Here is a 13,292-nt window from a genome sequence, read left to right as displayed (position 1 = left end):
AGAAACTTAGAGCCTTTATAAGCCATCTGCAGGATCGTTCAACCGATCATTTATCTCTTAACTGATCGGCATTAGCCCGAAAGGCTCCTTTTTTACTATTTACCATTTTTGTTGCGAATCATTCGGCGTAAACGTGAGCGGCGCTCCGCTTCACCCTGGCTAGCATCACTTGGATTGTTAGTACGGGTTTTACGGTTTTTAAATGCAGGCTTAGTGTGCATTTTTTCTATTAGAGCGTCGCGGTTCTTTGGCTCATAACCTTCTAGCTCTTTACGGTAGATACGTTGACCAATTAAGGTTTCCACCTGTTGAAGTGTTAGCTCTTCTTCACGGTTAACGAACGATACCGCATTACCACGCTGGCCAGCACGACCCGTACGGCCAATGCGGTGAACATAATCTTCAGCCAAAAATGGCATATCAAAGTTCACAACATGAGGTAAGTTCTGAATATCAAGGCCACGGGCCGCAACGTCAGTCGCGATCATCACGCGAGCCTTACCGGTTTTGAATTCTTCCAGCGCACGGCGACGAGCACTCTGCGCTTTGTCACCATGACAAAGCACGGCTTTAATACCATCAAGCTTCAGCTCTTTAAGTAGCTCGTTTGCCGTCTCTTTGTAGTTAACAAAAACCAGCACCTGTTTCCAGTTCTTACGGCCAATAAGCTCCGACAATAGCTCTCGCTTGCGCTCTTGCTCTACAGGGTAAACAACGTGCGCAATGGTGTCAGCGGTCACGTTCTCTCGAGCAACAGAAACGCGTTTTGGTTGACGTAGAATTTGGCCTGCCAGCTTGTTCATCTGCGCTGAGAAAGTTGCAGAGAAAAGCATAGTCTGAGGTTTAGTGGTGACGCCAGCCATGATCTTTTCGATCGAAGCGATAAAACCCATGTCTAACATGCGGTCAGCTTCATCGAATACTAGGTACTCTAGGTTAGCCAAAGAAACGTTATTGAGTTCAATGTGCTCAATCAGACGACCCGGCGTAGCAACAAGCACATCTACACCCGCTTCAAGGGCTTTTTGCTGCGTTGCCATTTTCTTGCCACCAAAGATCGCAACGGTCTTGATGTCGGTGTACTTTGTGTAATCTTGGATGTTTGTCGCAACCTGTTCTGCCAGTTCGCGTGTCGGCGTTAAAATAACGGCACGCGTTTGGTGGCGGTTAGCGGATTTGGCACTATCAAGGATATTCTGAACGATAGGCAAAGCAAACGCGGCTGTTTTACCCGTACCCGTTTGTGCGTTAGCTAGGATGTCATGTCCACGGCGAGCTAAAGGAATCGCTTGTTGCTGAACTGGAGTGAGTTTCTCATACCCACACTCAGTAAGAGCTTTCACGATTTCTGGAGAAAAGTTTTGTGATGCAAATGACATATCTTGTTCCTAAAGCTAACGACAAATTTAAAGCGTAACCCAAATTACGGTCGCTGATTATAGAGCATTAACGCCGAGATGGGAGTGTAAATGTGAAATTAGCCTAAATAACTCCTCATTTGACGACGTTCTCGCCATTATTGAACAGCCTGATAGTCCCCAAAAGAGCAACTTTGTGACGATTTCTCTTTACCCCATCCGCCCCCTCCATAACCACGTCTAACCTAGCATCACGCTATAATAATCAAGGGAATGGCGTCAGGTTTTGATCGCATCTCTTTCATAAGTCGTTACATAACTGGTACTTTAGTGCTTTACATCTGACCTCATACAATGAACACTCCCATTCGAAATTTGTATGTAAGCCAGCCCTATAGAGTCAGTAGAAAATTATGAACAGCACCACCCAGAAAAAATCGAATCCTCTATTCGAAATCTTATTTAACGTCGTCATACCGTCATTTATTTTAATGAAATTCAGCGGTGACGAACATTTAGGAACGGCGATGGCGTTGGTTGTTGCTCTGGCGTTTCCGATCGCTTATGGCGCCATGGATCTGATTCGCAATAAGAAATTTAACTTTATCGCAGCGCTTGGCTTTGTCAGTGTCTTATTAACGGGGGGGATCGGTCTACTCGAACTCGATACTCGTTGGTTAGCACTTAAAGAGGCTTTGATTCCAGGCCTGATCGGTTTGGCCGTGCTAGGTTCAACCTTTACTCGCTACCCATTTATGCAGAAGATGGTTCTAAATGACACCGTACTCAACCTAGAACTGATCACTGAGCGTTTAAAAGAGAACAATAAAACGCAAGCGTTCGAACGCTGCTTGATGTCATCAAACTATCTATTCGCGAGCACATTCGCCTTCTCATCGGCAATGAACTACTTCCTTGCGACTTGGATTGTAACAAGCCCCGCAGGAACAGCAGAATTCAATGAAGAGTTAGGTAAACTGACACTTTACAGCTATCCAATTATCGCGATTCCAAGCATGCTAATGATGTTCGGTATTTTCTACTACGTTTGGCGCCAAATCCGTGCCATGACCGCACTGGAAACCGAGCAGATTTTCCACGCTAAATAACCGGCTCTATCCTGACCTCAATGAGTGCAAACGTTCTCAGTAGCCTCTGACACAGAAGTACTAATTTGAATTATATTGGGCCCTATTCGATAACACGCAAGGTAATGTAATGACATTCCGGATTGATCTGCTTATCAAACAATATCCGCTCGTCGAAGAGCTTATCGGGCTCAACGAAACATCTTGGTTTAATCCTTCGATTACTTCTGTCGAAGAAGCACTACCGCATGTCGGACTTGATGCGATGGATATTCGAGATGCAAGTGAGCGATTACTACGCTTTGCTCCTTACCTTGCCAAAGCCTTTCCAGAAACAGCACCAGCACAAGGCATTATCGAATCTGAACTGGTTTCCATACCTGCCATGAAAATGGAACTTGAACGACGATTTAACACCAGCATCGCAGGTCATCTACTCCTTAAAAAAGATAGCCACTTACCGATTTCTGGATCGATCAAGGCCCGAGGCGGCATTTATGAAGTATTGACGCACGCTGAAAGGCTCGCACTTGATGCAGGCTTGCTTACAAAATCCGATGATTACAGCCTACTGCTGAACGAATCTTTTCGTCAGTTTTTCAGCCAGTTCAGCATTGCGGTTGGCTCTACCGGTAACCTTGGAATGTCTATCGGTATCATTAGTGCCAAGTTAGGATTTTCTGTCTCAGTGCATATGTCTGCTGACGCCCGCCAGTGGAAGAAAGATAAGCTTCGCGATCACGGAGTGAATGTCGTGGAGTACGAACAAGATTACGGCGTCGCGGTTGAACAAGGTAGAAAAGAAGCTGAAAGTGACCCTAATTGTTTCTTCATTGATGACGAAAACTCTCAAACTCTATTTTTGGGCTATTCCGTCGCTGGTGAGCGTTTGAAGGCGCAATTTGACCAGCAAGGTATCGTCGTCGACGAGCAACATCCTTTGTTTGTTTACCTACCTTGTGGCGTCGGTGGAGGGCCAGGTGGCGTTGCCTTTGGTCTAAAAATGGCGTTCGGAAACCATGTACATTGCCTCTTTGCTGAACCCACCCACTCTCCATGTATGCTTCTTGGGGTCCATACTGGACTCCACGACAAAATCAGCGTCCAAGATATAGGGATTGATAACATAACCGCCGCAGACGGCTTAGCTGTCGGTCGCGCGTCCGGCTTTGTTGGACGAGCGATGGAAAGGATGATCGATGGCTATTTCACGGTGACGGATGAGCGTATGTACCAACTGTTGGGTCAACTCAATCAGCATCAAAACATCCAGCTCGAACCATCGGCGTTAGCTGGCATGATGGGGCCAATCGTGGTGACAAACAATCACGAATATAGGCTGAGAATGAAGTTTGACAATTCCGTTATGAACAACGCGACTCACCTCGCATGGGCAACCGGCGGTGGCATGGTACCGGAACAGGAAATGCGTTCCTATCTAGCAAAGTCACAAGGCTGATAATGCGCTATACATTGGTATTGAGAACACTCATACCCATAAGTCGGTGACTAGCCCAATACTTTTTCAGCACTGGGTGAATCATGTTTCTGAGGGAAAAAACGCGCATGAATACCACTCGTTGCATCATCCACGCTAGCAATGAGGCAAGAGCGTTCACTACCGAACCAGCAATGTGGACTGCCATCCATTTGCAACATAAGCCCAGCCAACGGCATACGCTCACATTCGTTGTACATTTTTACCCACTGTAGCCTTTTTTGCATTTCTCTGTTCATTGACACCCAGTATAGTTGAAGGGATGTCTATGAATCACACAGTTAAATCAGAATGAAATACCTAGCCCCTTCTCAAGAAAAGCCAGAAAAAAAACCGCTATCCAACTCCACATTCCTAAAGCATTCCACCACATAAACGCCTTAAATTTGACTGAATTTGTTGTAACCCGCTTACGAATAAATGGGTACTTAACCCAATAATCAAAGCAGCGGCTCCCTACCTCCCAAGACAATTGATATTTAGGGCGCATGTAACCGTTATCGTCATAGTATTTGCCAAGGTCTTTTGCTAACTGCTTATCCATAAAGATAATATACTTAAAACTCCCTAATGAAATTACTGGCAATATAACTATCGCTGGAAAGCACCACGCAATAGCAACAACACCGAAAACAGCTATCAACCAATCCAACATTTATTCATTACCCCAAACTTCTTCAACAACGCGTAATCTGACTTTCCACCATAGACTTTTTCTCTTCTTCTGGGTCTATGATTTCTCTTGGGGGTATTTATAATCCATATTCCATCCATAAACTTTTTAACATAATCCTATCAAAAGTCAGTGTTCATTATTTCAATGATGTTCAATTCGAAAGTTTACCCTTTACAACAAATACCATACACTTAGATTCTCCATTAGAAGCTATTTCTGGAAGTAAAGTAGCCTTGCAGAGCAGATGAATCGTTAGAAAATGAATTACAGCTTAAAAGCGCATTGCATTGCCAAGCACTTATCCGCACCAGCAGTTTTGGACACCGAGTTAATTGGCAACTAGGCTTTTACCTTTCATACTTACCTTTAATAATCATTGTCTACCAGTTAAATCCTTAAACAAACTTACCAAATTAGAGGCTCAACTCTCTACGGAAATCTGTAGGCTAAATAATGCATATTTTGAATTGGCGAAGGTGTATCACGATATATTTAATGGTGCCTGTTCTTTAAGAGGAGAAAACAACTCCTGATCTTTTTTCTTACAAATCTGTGTGTTAGTCTAAAAATGCCAACCCACTCATGGCGATTGATAGTTGGTGGAATCCTCATTAATCGGAGTAATTGATTTATGAGACCTTCCACACTTATTAACTACATCAAACATATCAAAGTGCTAAAAGAGCTCTTGAAAGGAGGCACATTAACTAAAACTCAAGAAAGTGCACTAAAGTACGTCTTGCGATTTACAAGTGTTCAATTTTTGATCTTTACAATCATAGGGTTAGCGAGAACTTTGCAAGAACTATATTCATGGTTCAATCTCACGGCTCAGTAAGGAGGCGCATGACTTTCTATAACCAGACTAAAAAAGTAACAACTTAACAACATCAATCGAGGATGAACCAATGTTCTCCTAAAATGCAACGTACCGTGCAGTGAGGGTACAATGAGTGGAAGCTAAGTTAAGGGCATATGGCAACTAGAGGTGTAAACAAGGTTATTTTAGTGGGCAATTTAGGCAACGATCCTGAAAGCAGGTACATGCCTAACACTCAGTTAGCTGAGAAACGTGGTACGCCCGTAAGACCACCATACAGCCTTGTGTTAAATCTGTTTCGCCAAATCATTTCATTATTGATGATGCTTATACGTGTTAAGTTTCAAGTGTTAACAAGTCGAACTGAAAACACTTTAGACTTGACGATTAACTTCGCTTGGTTTTTTCTGCTGCGAATCACTCGTAAGTTGGGCCGACAACCTCCATGGTAATCGCATCAGATTCCATTTATTCGTTGCAAACATGATATTGAACTAGCCTAGCACCAACTTAAACCACAAAACTATTAATACTCAGACCAATTAAACCTTCTTCATCCCCCTTTTAGTATTACAAGCATAAAGTCTAATCAAAAATTGATTTCTCTTTGACCAGATTACACTCTCTATTTTGGTCGGATTATGAGCACTATCTCTGCTATTCCCACGACGGCTCATGCTTTATGTTATACGATACCGCCAGAGTCTTTAACGTTATTTACAACTGCTATATTAGCGGCCTTGATCTGAGTGAAACATTACACCGTTAGGTCAAACACCTCATTTGCGGTGGAGACTTTCTCCCCTAAGTTGTTGTCCGGGCTCATTAAACCACTACAATCTGAGTCATGGACTTATAAATCCCAATAAGTTTTTCTACTAATGAAAAATTTGCATTATAATGCAACCAATCCAATATAATGAAACTAACTAAAATGTTGCTAAGACTCCCTCATCCAGCCTCATGGACTGATTTTGAATCATTGTGTCATCTACTTTGGAAGGAATTATGGCAAGACCCTAACGCACAAAAGAATGGCAGAATAGGGCAGCCCCAAAACGGCGTAGACATATTCGGCATACCGCTGTATACAAAGTCTTATGAAGGTATACAATGCAAAGACAAAAACGGTGTACTTGGTAGCAAACTCACGAAGACTGAGCTTCTGAAAGAATGTATAAAAGCAACAACTTTCGAGCCCAAGCTGTCACGATACACGTTAGCTACAACAGCTGCTAGCGATGTCTTTTTGCAGGAAGAAACGCGAGGGATTAACGAAAGTAACAAATTTCCATTCGATATTAAAATTTGGTCATGGGACGAGATAGAGACAGAAGTAAGAAGCCGTGAGCGATTGATGAGTTTTTTTTACAAAGGCTTTCCAGTTGAAACTCAAGAGTCTGTAAAAATATCAGCTTTAGATTCTAAAGACCTATTCGAAGCTTTTTTTTCACGACCTAACTTGTGGGATAGTGTTAGCGGCAAATTAAGAATTGGCTTAAAGCTATTGAGTTATGAACTATGTGACAATGCGTATAGATATGGTAAAGCCAAGAATGTAAAGCTTTCTTTTGACGGTTCAACTTTTTTAATTCAAGACGATGGGGAAATATTTAACCCTTTAGACAAACTAGCAGAATACAAAGCCACATCACTACACAAATACATGGGTTCTTTAGAACTCAATAATTTCCTAACTCGGTTTAAAGACTCGCTAAGTGCGTCACATACCCACAATGACGAGTTCAACAACAATTTCAAAATAGAAATTTCCAATATTTTAGAACTCTCCGATACAACGCAAGAGATAACCATCAACTTAGATAATATTTGGGGTCGAGATTCTGCGATTAGGTACGCTCAAAACTTAAAAATATCAGATGGTATCAATAATTTAATTCTTAATTTTGATAATGAAGCAGGTTTAAGTGCTTCTGCTGGATTAATAACCGAATTACGAAGTAAATTGTCAGACGACGTTGAGATAAAAGCTTTCGTGAATGAGGATAGTAGTCTAATAGCTTTTGATAAGGTTATCGATGGCGTCACTATTAAGAAAAAAGACTAATTCAGGAAACCTAAAGACTAAGTATGTAAAGTCTAAGATTTATAGACGCAGTTGAATAAGCAACCGTTGAATAAGCTATTGCAAACAAGTTTTGGACAAATACACGTTAGACCATTAGTTCTAACGTGCTTCTGTCGATTAGTAAAACTAGTTCATAGGGCATGCTACCTTATCGCGAAAACGAATCTCTCACCCGTTGTACGATGATAGCGTCATGACTTGTGAAATGATTAAACTAAAAGGACAGGCGCATTTAAACTCTTATTAGACGGCAGATTATCCTCTTTCATCCTCAGATGATGCATCCTTTATGGCGTGTGTCCTTGTTGCTTTCTTAAGCCGTTCTCGGAGTGATTTGCTTTCTCGAAAAGTCTTAAAAAGATTACAATCAACGTTTTGAAATAGCGGAAATCAGCATGTCTAAAACTGTTCAGCAGCAAATCGGAAACATCGCTCTAGTCGTCGAAAATTACGACGATGCTATTGAGTTCTATACTCAGAAGCTTCAATTCACACTGGTTGAAGATACTGACTTAGGTAATGGTAAACGCTGGGTTCAAGTTTCTCCTCCAAATTCCAATGGCACGAACTTGCTTTTAGCTCAAGCGAGTACGCCAGAACAAACGCAAGCAGTAGGAAATCAAACGGGCGGTCGTGTGTTCTTGTTCCTACACACTAATGATTTCTGGCGAGACTACGAGCTAATGAAGGCAAATGGAGTGGTTTTTAATGAAGAGCCACGCGTTGAAGAATATGGCACAGTTGTTGTGTTCCAAGATCTTTATGGGAACAAATGGGATTTACTGCAACTAAAAACAGCAACCCAATAGCACGCGCATAACCAACGAACTTCCTTCGGATAGTCATGTGAGTTTTGTAGAAAAACAGGGGTGGCAATACGTGTGTAGTACACGCCAGAAGCCAGTTTTATCAAATACATATGTATCACCTATCTGTGTTAGGTGACTTTTCTATGCTTCAGATACGAAAAAAGCCTTTGATAATCAAAGGCTTTTTTCTAAAAATAAGTGGCGGAGAGATAGGGATTTGAACCCTAGATACGCTATTAACGTATGCCGGTTTTCAAGACCGGTGCTTTCAACCACTCAGCCATCTCTCCGTTGCGTGGCGTATATTAGGTATAGCCCTGCTACTTGTAAAGTATTAATTCACTCACTATGGTTTAACTGCTGAGAAACTAAACAGTTTTTGAAGGCGTATCCAACAGAAAGCCAGCCAAAAGGGCGGAATCGATGGGATAAAAGCTCTATTGTTAGTTTTGCAATAAAATAGTGTTTTATTTATAAGCTCATGTTTTAAATAAAAAATACCACTTTCAGACAACAACTGTACGCCCGAAAGTCGTTGCACAATAGTGTGAACTGTTTCAAAATTACGGAATTAACCGAGTAACATGATCTATTTCTGAGGTTTTTATGAAAGTCGCTGACTTATTTAAACATCGTGGTGAATCAATTTCTAAGCAGCATTCTGAGTTTATGCAGTGGATGTCTCCTACTGTACGCGAATACTGGGGTGAAATTGTTAATAAGGCTCATAACCGCCACCTGTTTACTCGTCTGCGTGATTTTCACATTCCCGCAGTTAACGACGAGTTACGCCATCCGCTAGAAACGCCAACTACTCAGACTCCACAAACAATCGAGTTAAAGCCTGAAGCTCAAAAAGTGTACCTTGAGTTACAGTCTAAGATTGGTGAAGTTATTCATACTGGCGACTGGCTGGATATCTCGCAAGAGAGAATTAACCAGTTTGGTCAAGTGACCGAAGATATGCAGTGGATCCATACCGATCCAGAACGTGCTGCTACGGAGTCACCGTTCAAGACTACAATTGCGCACGGTTTCCTTACTCTGGCCTTATTGCCTAAGTTGACTGATAGTGTCGATCCAGAGAACAACTTGTTCCCAACGGCTAAGATGGTCGTCAACATCGGTCTTAATCAGGTTCGTTTCCCATACCCGGTGAAATCGGATAACCGCGTACGTGCGGTTAGTACGTTGTCTAAAGTAACGCCTATCCGTAAAGGGTTAGAAATCGAGCGTGAAATTAAAGTTGAAATTGAAGGTGTTCGTCGCCCAGGTGCGGTTGTAACATCCGTTATACAACTTCATTTTTAACGCCAAGATAAACACAAAAAAAGGATACCGAAAGGTATCCTTTTTTCGTTGTAATGTTTGTGGTTATCGAGTCATTGTGTAGCAACGCTCTAGTTGGTAATCGTCACCATTTTTTGCTGTGTACTCTTTCTGCTCAGTACATGCGCTAGGTTTACCTTTTTCGTCGCCTTTAACCACGCTGATCCAGTGGCGCATAGCTGCAATCTCAGTCATTGCCGTAGGAAACATGGTGCAAGTCTCAAGCTGGATATCTTCAATATCGATAAGCTCTACGCAGCCTGTGCCTTTATGATTGCCAAAAGTTACTTCTACGTGGCTACCTGTGCCATCTCTAAACAGGATTGATGCTGGGTCTTCTTTTTCACCAGTGTAAGCCACAAAGTGCTTAGAGTGTTTTAGACCGCTGTGGCTGCCGTCTTTGAAGTACGCCATTACATGGCGGTAGTCGATTACGTAAGCTGTTACGTCTTTATGTGAACCGTTCTCTAGTGGGAACAAACGGTCAAGCAACTGCTTAGCGTTTTGTTGTTTTTCCATTGCTTGGCTAGCGTCTATCGTCTCTACCGCGAAGACTGCTTCAGCGATAAATGGCATATTTTGTTCTTGGATTTCAGTCTTATCGATTGTCAGCATGTTCATAGTGTTTCCCTCGCGGATATTTCACAACTTATTTGTCCTTGCGCAAATATTTCAAATCCCATTCTGTTTATATGTGAATTTGTGACTTTGCTTACTTTCTATACTAGTGAATTTTTTACTACAATTTCACAACAAAAATTTTACAGTGTGAATTTTACAAAATGCCAGTGTCAAAAAGCTTGATCCGCCAGTCTCATTTTCTAGGTACTAAGATAAGAAATCTTAGGAAACGCAACCACTTAACTATGGAAGATCTCTCTGCTCGTTGCATAAGGGTTAATCCCGAGTATGCGCCATCGGTTTCTTACTTATCGATGATTGAACGTGGAAAACGGGTCCCTAGTATCGATATGTTGGAAGTGATCGCCGAAGTTTTTCAAAAAGATCCGACTTGGTTTCTTGACGATGAACCCGAACAAGCGGATATCACACCAGACAAAGGAAACCGAGGCGGAATCAGCGGTATGGCACTCGAGCCAAGCTTTCTGTTTTCAAACGATATTTTACAGATAGCTATCCCTGAGATGCTTTCACAAACTGGTATTACTGGCCGCCAGTTTGCGCATTTACTGATTCGGGCACACCAAGAGAGCAATCAGAACCATTTCCCTGATCTTGAAAGAGCAGCAGAGGAAGTGGGCCTGAAACGACTTAACCTCTCTGCCGAAGATCTCATGGATATCGCTCGTAGCCTTGGTTTGACTATCCGCTGGATTTCACGACCACCACAAGACGTCGTTGACGAGCTGGGTGTCAGCGCTAAACAAGTGGTTACCTCGTTTTTTGAACCACCAGGTACCATCTTCCTCAATGAAATTTTAAAGCTGTACCCTACTCGCCTTAAGTACGACCTCGCCGTTTATATTGGGCACTGTGTTTTACACAGCAAAGAGGGACTCAAGAGCGTACTCTCTGTTGGCCATGCCAATAGTTGGGAAGAGAGCAACCAATCAAGTACGACGTCTGAACTTAACTCACAGGACATTTTGCAAGCTTGGCGAGACTTTGAGTCAAGCTTCTTCGCCGGCGCACTACTGTGCCCTAAGGTTCCATTTAGGCAGTTACTGGACCGCAGCGGGTACGAAATCGACGTACACTTAAAAGCGGGCGTTTCCCCTTCCGTTGCGATGAGACGAATGACCGTCGTTTCTCCTTACCCTCACTGGCACTATTTTGATGCCTATGGTCAAAATAAGCTTAAAGCAGTCTACCGAGGCAACGGGATCCCTCTTCCTTGGGGGAACATGCGCAAAGTTAACGATCCATGTCAGCACTGGGCGGTGTTTAGGAAATTATCAGAACCACAACAGGGAAGCTCTGCTCAGATCTCAATTCTGAATGTCGGTGACGAGCCAAGAATTTACTGTTGTGAGTCGGTAAATATGACCGATCCCGCAGGCAACAACCGCGTGCTTTGTGCCGGTATCGATCTCAATCCTGCGATTGATGCGCAGGGAGGAAACTCACTTGAGATTGCCGAAGAGCTTAAAGCTCTATGTGTCGGAAACGGGGGAAGCGCTGCGATACCACGCCATATACGAAAGGAATTTACGACTATCGCAAAGATTCTCAATATTAACTGGATCGAAAGAGGTATTGAGTCGGACGCGCGAGTGATCTGTTCCAGAGGCGCAGTGTGCCCTAGAAAACCGAGTTGCTACAGTGGGTGCCAAGAGGCTGAATAGTTTCGATTTACGGCGTTCAAAAAGAAAAAAAGCCAATCACAATATGGGTGATTGGCTATATATAAGTGTGAACAAGATAGGTTCACTAACAACGTCAGTTGGCTAGGTGACCCTCGGCTTAAGAAGGGTCAAACTACATAAAGCAGAAAGCGTGCCAACTTTCACTAAGCCAATATTTGCTTGTTTTTGCTTAATTCATAACCTAATTCATAAAAACTAAGCGCATAATAGATTTTCAAGATGCAATTATAAGCAAAATGCAAAATCTAACATTTGCATTTTGCAACTATATGCTTTCACCAAGTTCTATCCGGTAACCAAGATCAATGCTCTCCTGCCATTGTTCTTTGCCTTTCAATCTCTCAATGATTTGCGTCGCAGCGACATGACCGATTTGTTCACGTGGCGTTATCACTGTCGCGAGCTTAGGTATCATCGCTTGACTGATATCATGACCGTGGAAACCCGCAATCGCCATCTGTTGTGGAACGAGAATACCGCGCCTCTGACATTCGTATAGTGCACCAATCGCTAAATCATCATTCGTACAGACAATCCCATCGACTTGTGGGTACTGCTCTACCAACTCTCCAAGAAGCTTCGCCCCCAGAGTAAAAGAGGATGCATCTTCCGTCTGCAAGCTAACGGTTTCCAAGCCCGCCTCAGACATCGCCTGATGATAGCCATCCATTTTCAAACGCGTACGCTCATCCATACGAGCAGCAAAATAGGCGATGTGCTTCCTACCTTTGGCCAGAATCGCTTCTGTCATTGATTTGGATGCCTGAGCGTTATCAAATCCAACCGCCTGTTCAATACGTGGAGAATAGCTGTCCATGATTTCAATGATTGGGATAGAGGCCGTTTGCAGCATCTTTCGTGCTTTCTCGGTATGCACATTTTCAGACAAAATAATGGCGTCAACGTTGTATGACAGCAAAGATTCGATGCTTCGCTCTTCTAAATCCGTGCTATATCCATAGTGAGCAATCATGGTCTGATAACCAGCAGGAGTTGTTACCGACTCAATACCTCTTATCACTTCGGCAAAGACTTGGTTCGTTAAAGATGGAACCAACACACCGATGGCATTGGACTTAGCGTTTGAAAGAATGTCTGGTGCTCGATTGGGAATATAGCCCAGCTCTTCAACCGCCTGATTTATTTTATCTTTTATAGCTTCGGAAACCTGTGATGGGTCGCGGAGACAGCGGCTGACTGTCATTTTAGTTACCCCTACTCGATCTGCGATATCTTGTAAGGTCGGTCTTTTCTTCTTATTAGCCATAACTGAGTTTCTATGCATCTTCCTGTTTGTG

At 42.8% G+C, this 13,292-nt stretch carries 10 protein-coding genes, 1 tRNA gene and 2 pseudogenes; 7 read left to right on the top strand and 6 right to left on the bottom strand.

Features of this window, described 5'->3' with window-relative positions:
• Positions 1 to 95: 95 nt before the first annotated feature.
• On the bottom strand, positions 96 to 1,379 hold the full coding sequence (locus tag ACQEXT_RS19710; protein ID WP_138972731.1) for a DEAD/DEAH box helicase: 1,284 nt from the start codon (positions 1,377 to 1,379) through the stop codon (positions 96 to 98).
• A gap of 392 nt (positions 1,380 to 1,771) precedes the next feature.
• Between ACQEXT_RS19710 and ACQEXT_RS19705 the strand changes: the two genes are divergently transcribed.
• Together ACQEXT_RS19705 and dsdA are read left to right on the top strand one after the other, a co-directional pair.
• The gene (locus tag ACQEXT_RS19705; RefSeq protein ID WP_331418564.1) at positions 1,772 to 2,467 is read left to right on the top strand and encodes a VC0807 family protein; all 696 of its coding nucleotides are present in this window, start codon (positions 1,772 to 1,774) and stop codon (positions 2,465 to 2,467) included.
• Positions 2,468 to 2,576: 109 nt separating this feature from the next.
• Positions 2,577 to 3,905 (top strand): D-serine ammonia-lyase, encoded by a 1,329-nt coding sequence (gene dsdA, locus ACQEXT_RS19700; protein ID WP_426953279.1) that lies wholly within the window; start codon positions 2,577 to 2,579, stop codon positions 3,903 to 3,905.
• Between the two features lie 86 nt (positions 3,906 to 3,991).
• Here dsdA and ACQEXT_RS19695 read toward each other — a convergent pair.
• Both ACQEXT_RS19695 and ACQEXT_RS19690 read right to left on the bottom strand, forming a co-directional pair.
• A pseudogene (locus tag ACQEXT_RS19695) lies at positions 3,992 to 4,129 on the bottom strand (ISNCY-like element ISCARN63 family transposase); the annotation flags it as partial.
• 101 nt (positions 4,130 to 4,230) lie between these two features.
• Positions 4,231 to 4,599 (bottom strand): hypothetical protein, encoded by a 369-nt coding sequence (locus ACQEXT_RS19690; RefSeq protein ID WP_426953278.1) that lies wholly within the window; start codon positions 4,597 to 4,599, stop codon positions 4,231 to 4,233.
• Positions 4,600 to 5,595: 996 nt separating this feature from the next.
• On the opposite strand from ACQEXT_RS19690, the pseudogene ACQEXT_RS19685 reads away from it, so the two are divergent.
• The 3 genes and pseudogenes from ACQEXT_RS19685 to ACQEXT_RS19675 all read left to right on the top strand — a co-directional run.
• Positions 5,596 to 5,673, top strand: a pseudogene (locus tag ACQEXT_RS19685) (single-stranded DNA-binding protein); the annotation flags it as partial.
• A gap of 686 nt (positions 5,674 to 6,359) precedes the next feature.
• A complete protein-coding gene (locus tag ACQEXT_RS19680; RefSeq protein ID WP_426953277.1) occupies positions 6,360 to 7,508 on the top strand; it encodes a hypothetical protein in 1,149 nt (382 codons plus the stop codon).
• 416 nt (positions 7,509 to 7,924) lie between these two features.
• On the top strand, positions 7,925 to 8,338 hold the full coding sequence (locus ACQEXT_RS19675) for a VOC family protein (RefSeq protein ID WP_426953276.1): 414 nt from the start codon (positions 7,925 to 7,927) through the stop codon (positions 8,336 to 8,338).
• A 199-nt stretch (positions 8,339 to 8,537) separates the two neighbouring features.
• On the opposite strand, the gene ACQEXT_RS19670 is transcribed toward ACQEXT_RS19675, so the two are convergent.
• A tRNA-Ser gene (locus ACQEXT_RS19670) sits at positions 8,538 to 8,628 on the bottom strand.
• Positions 8,629 to 8,944: 316 nt separating this feature from the next.
• On the opposite strand from ACQEXT_RS19670, the gene ACQEXT_RS19665 reads away from it, so the two are divergent.
• Positions 8,945 to 9,649 carry a MaoC family dehydratase gene (locus ACQEXT_RS19665; RefSeq protein WP_138972717.1) on the top strand — a complete coding sequence of 235 codons (705 nt, stop codon included), beginning with the start codon at positions 8,945 to 8,947 and terminating at the stop codon, positions 9,647 to 9,649.
• A 63-nt stretch (positions 9,650 to 9,712) separates the two neighbouring features.
• Here the strand turns inward: ACQEXT_RS19665 and ACQEXT_RS19660 are convergent, their stop codons facing one another.
• Positions 9,713 to 10,288 carry a hypothetical protein gene (locus ACQEXT_RS19660; RefSeq protein ID WP_138972716.1) on the bottom strand — a complete coding sequence of 192 codons (576 nt, stop codon included), beginning with the start codon at positions 10,286 to 10,288 and terminating at the stop codon, positions 9,713 to 9,715.
• 161 nt (positions 10,289 to 10,449) lie between these two features.
• Between ACQEXT_RS19660 and ACQEXT_RS19655 the strand changes: the two genes are divergently transcribed.
• Positions 10,450 to 11,973 carry a DUF3612 domain-containing protein gene (locus ACQEXT_RS19655; RefSeq protein WP_138972715.1) on the top strand — a complete coding sequence of 508 codons (1,524 nt, stop codon included), beginning with the start codon at positions 10,450 to 10,452 and terminating at the stop codon, positions 11,971 to 11,973.
• 286 nt (positions 11,974 to 12,259) lie between these two features.
• Here ACQEXT_RS19655 and gntR read toward each other — a convergent pair whose 3' ends face one another.
• The gene (gene gntR / locus ACQEXT_RS19650) at positions 12,260 to 13,261 is read right to left on the bottom strand and encodes a gluconate operon transcriptional repressor GntR (RefSeq protein ID WP_331427329.1); all 1,002 of its coding nucleotides are present in this window, start codon (positions 13,259 to 13,261) and stop codon (positions 12,260 to 12,262) included.
• Between the last annotated feature and the right edge of the window lie 31 nt (positions 13,262 to 13,292).

It is taken from the genome of Vibrio sp. TRT 29B02 (assembly GCF_050113655.1).
In the GTDB taxonomy this organism is placed as follows: domain Bacteria; phylum Pseudomonadota; class Gammaproteobacteria; order Enterobacterales; family Vibrionaceae; genus Vibrio.
This window is presented reverse-complemented; position numbering and strand designations above follow the sequence as displayed.

Coding starts and splice junctions, on each gene's coding strand:
- ACQEXT_RS19710 (WP_138972731.1), bottom strand. CDS start 1,379: ATGTCATTTGCATCACAAAACTTTTCTCCAGAAATCGTGAAAGCTCTT.
- ACQEXT_RS19705 (WP_331418564.1), top strand. CDS start 1,772: ATGAACAGCACCACCCAGAAAAAATCGAATCCTCTATTCGAAATCTTA.
- dsdA (WP_426953279.1), top strand. CDS start 2,577: ATGACATTCCGGATTGATCTGCTTATCAAACAATATCCGCTCGTCGAA.
- ACQEXT_RS19690 (WP_426953278.1), bottom strand. CDS start 4,599: ATGTTGGATTGGTTGATAGCTGTTTTCGGTGTTGTTGCTATTGCGTGG.
- ACQEXT_RS19680 (WP_426953277.1), top strand. CDS start 6,360: ATGAAACTAACTAAAATGTTGCTAAGACTCCCTCATCCAGCCTCATGG.
- ACQEXT_RS19675 (WP_426953276.1), top strand. CDS start 7,925: ATGTCTAAAACTGTTCAGCAGCAAATCGGAAACATCGCTCTAGTCGTC.
- ACQEXT_RS19665 (WP_138972717.1), top strand. CDS start 8,945: ATGAAAGTCGCTGACTTATTTAAACATCGTGGTGAATCAATTTCTAAG.
- ACQEXT_RS19660 (WP_138972716.1), bottom strand. CDS start 10,288: ATGAACATGCTGACAATCGATAAGACTGAAATCCAAGAACAAAATATG.
- ACQEXT_RS19655 (WP_138972715.1), top strand. CDS start 10,450: ATGCCAGTGTCAAAAAGCTTGATCCGCCAGTCTCATTTTCTAGGTACT.
- gntR (WP_331427329.1), bottom strand. CDS start 13,261: ATGGCTAATAAGAAGAAAAGACCGACCTTACAAGATATCGCAGATCGA.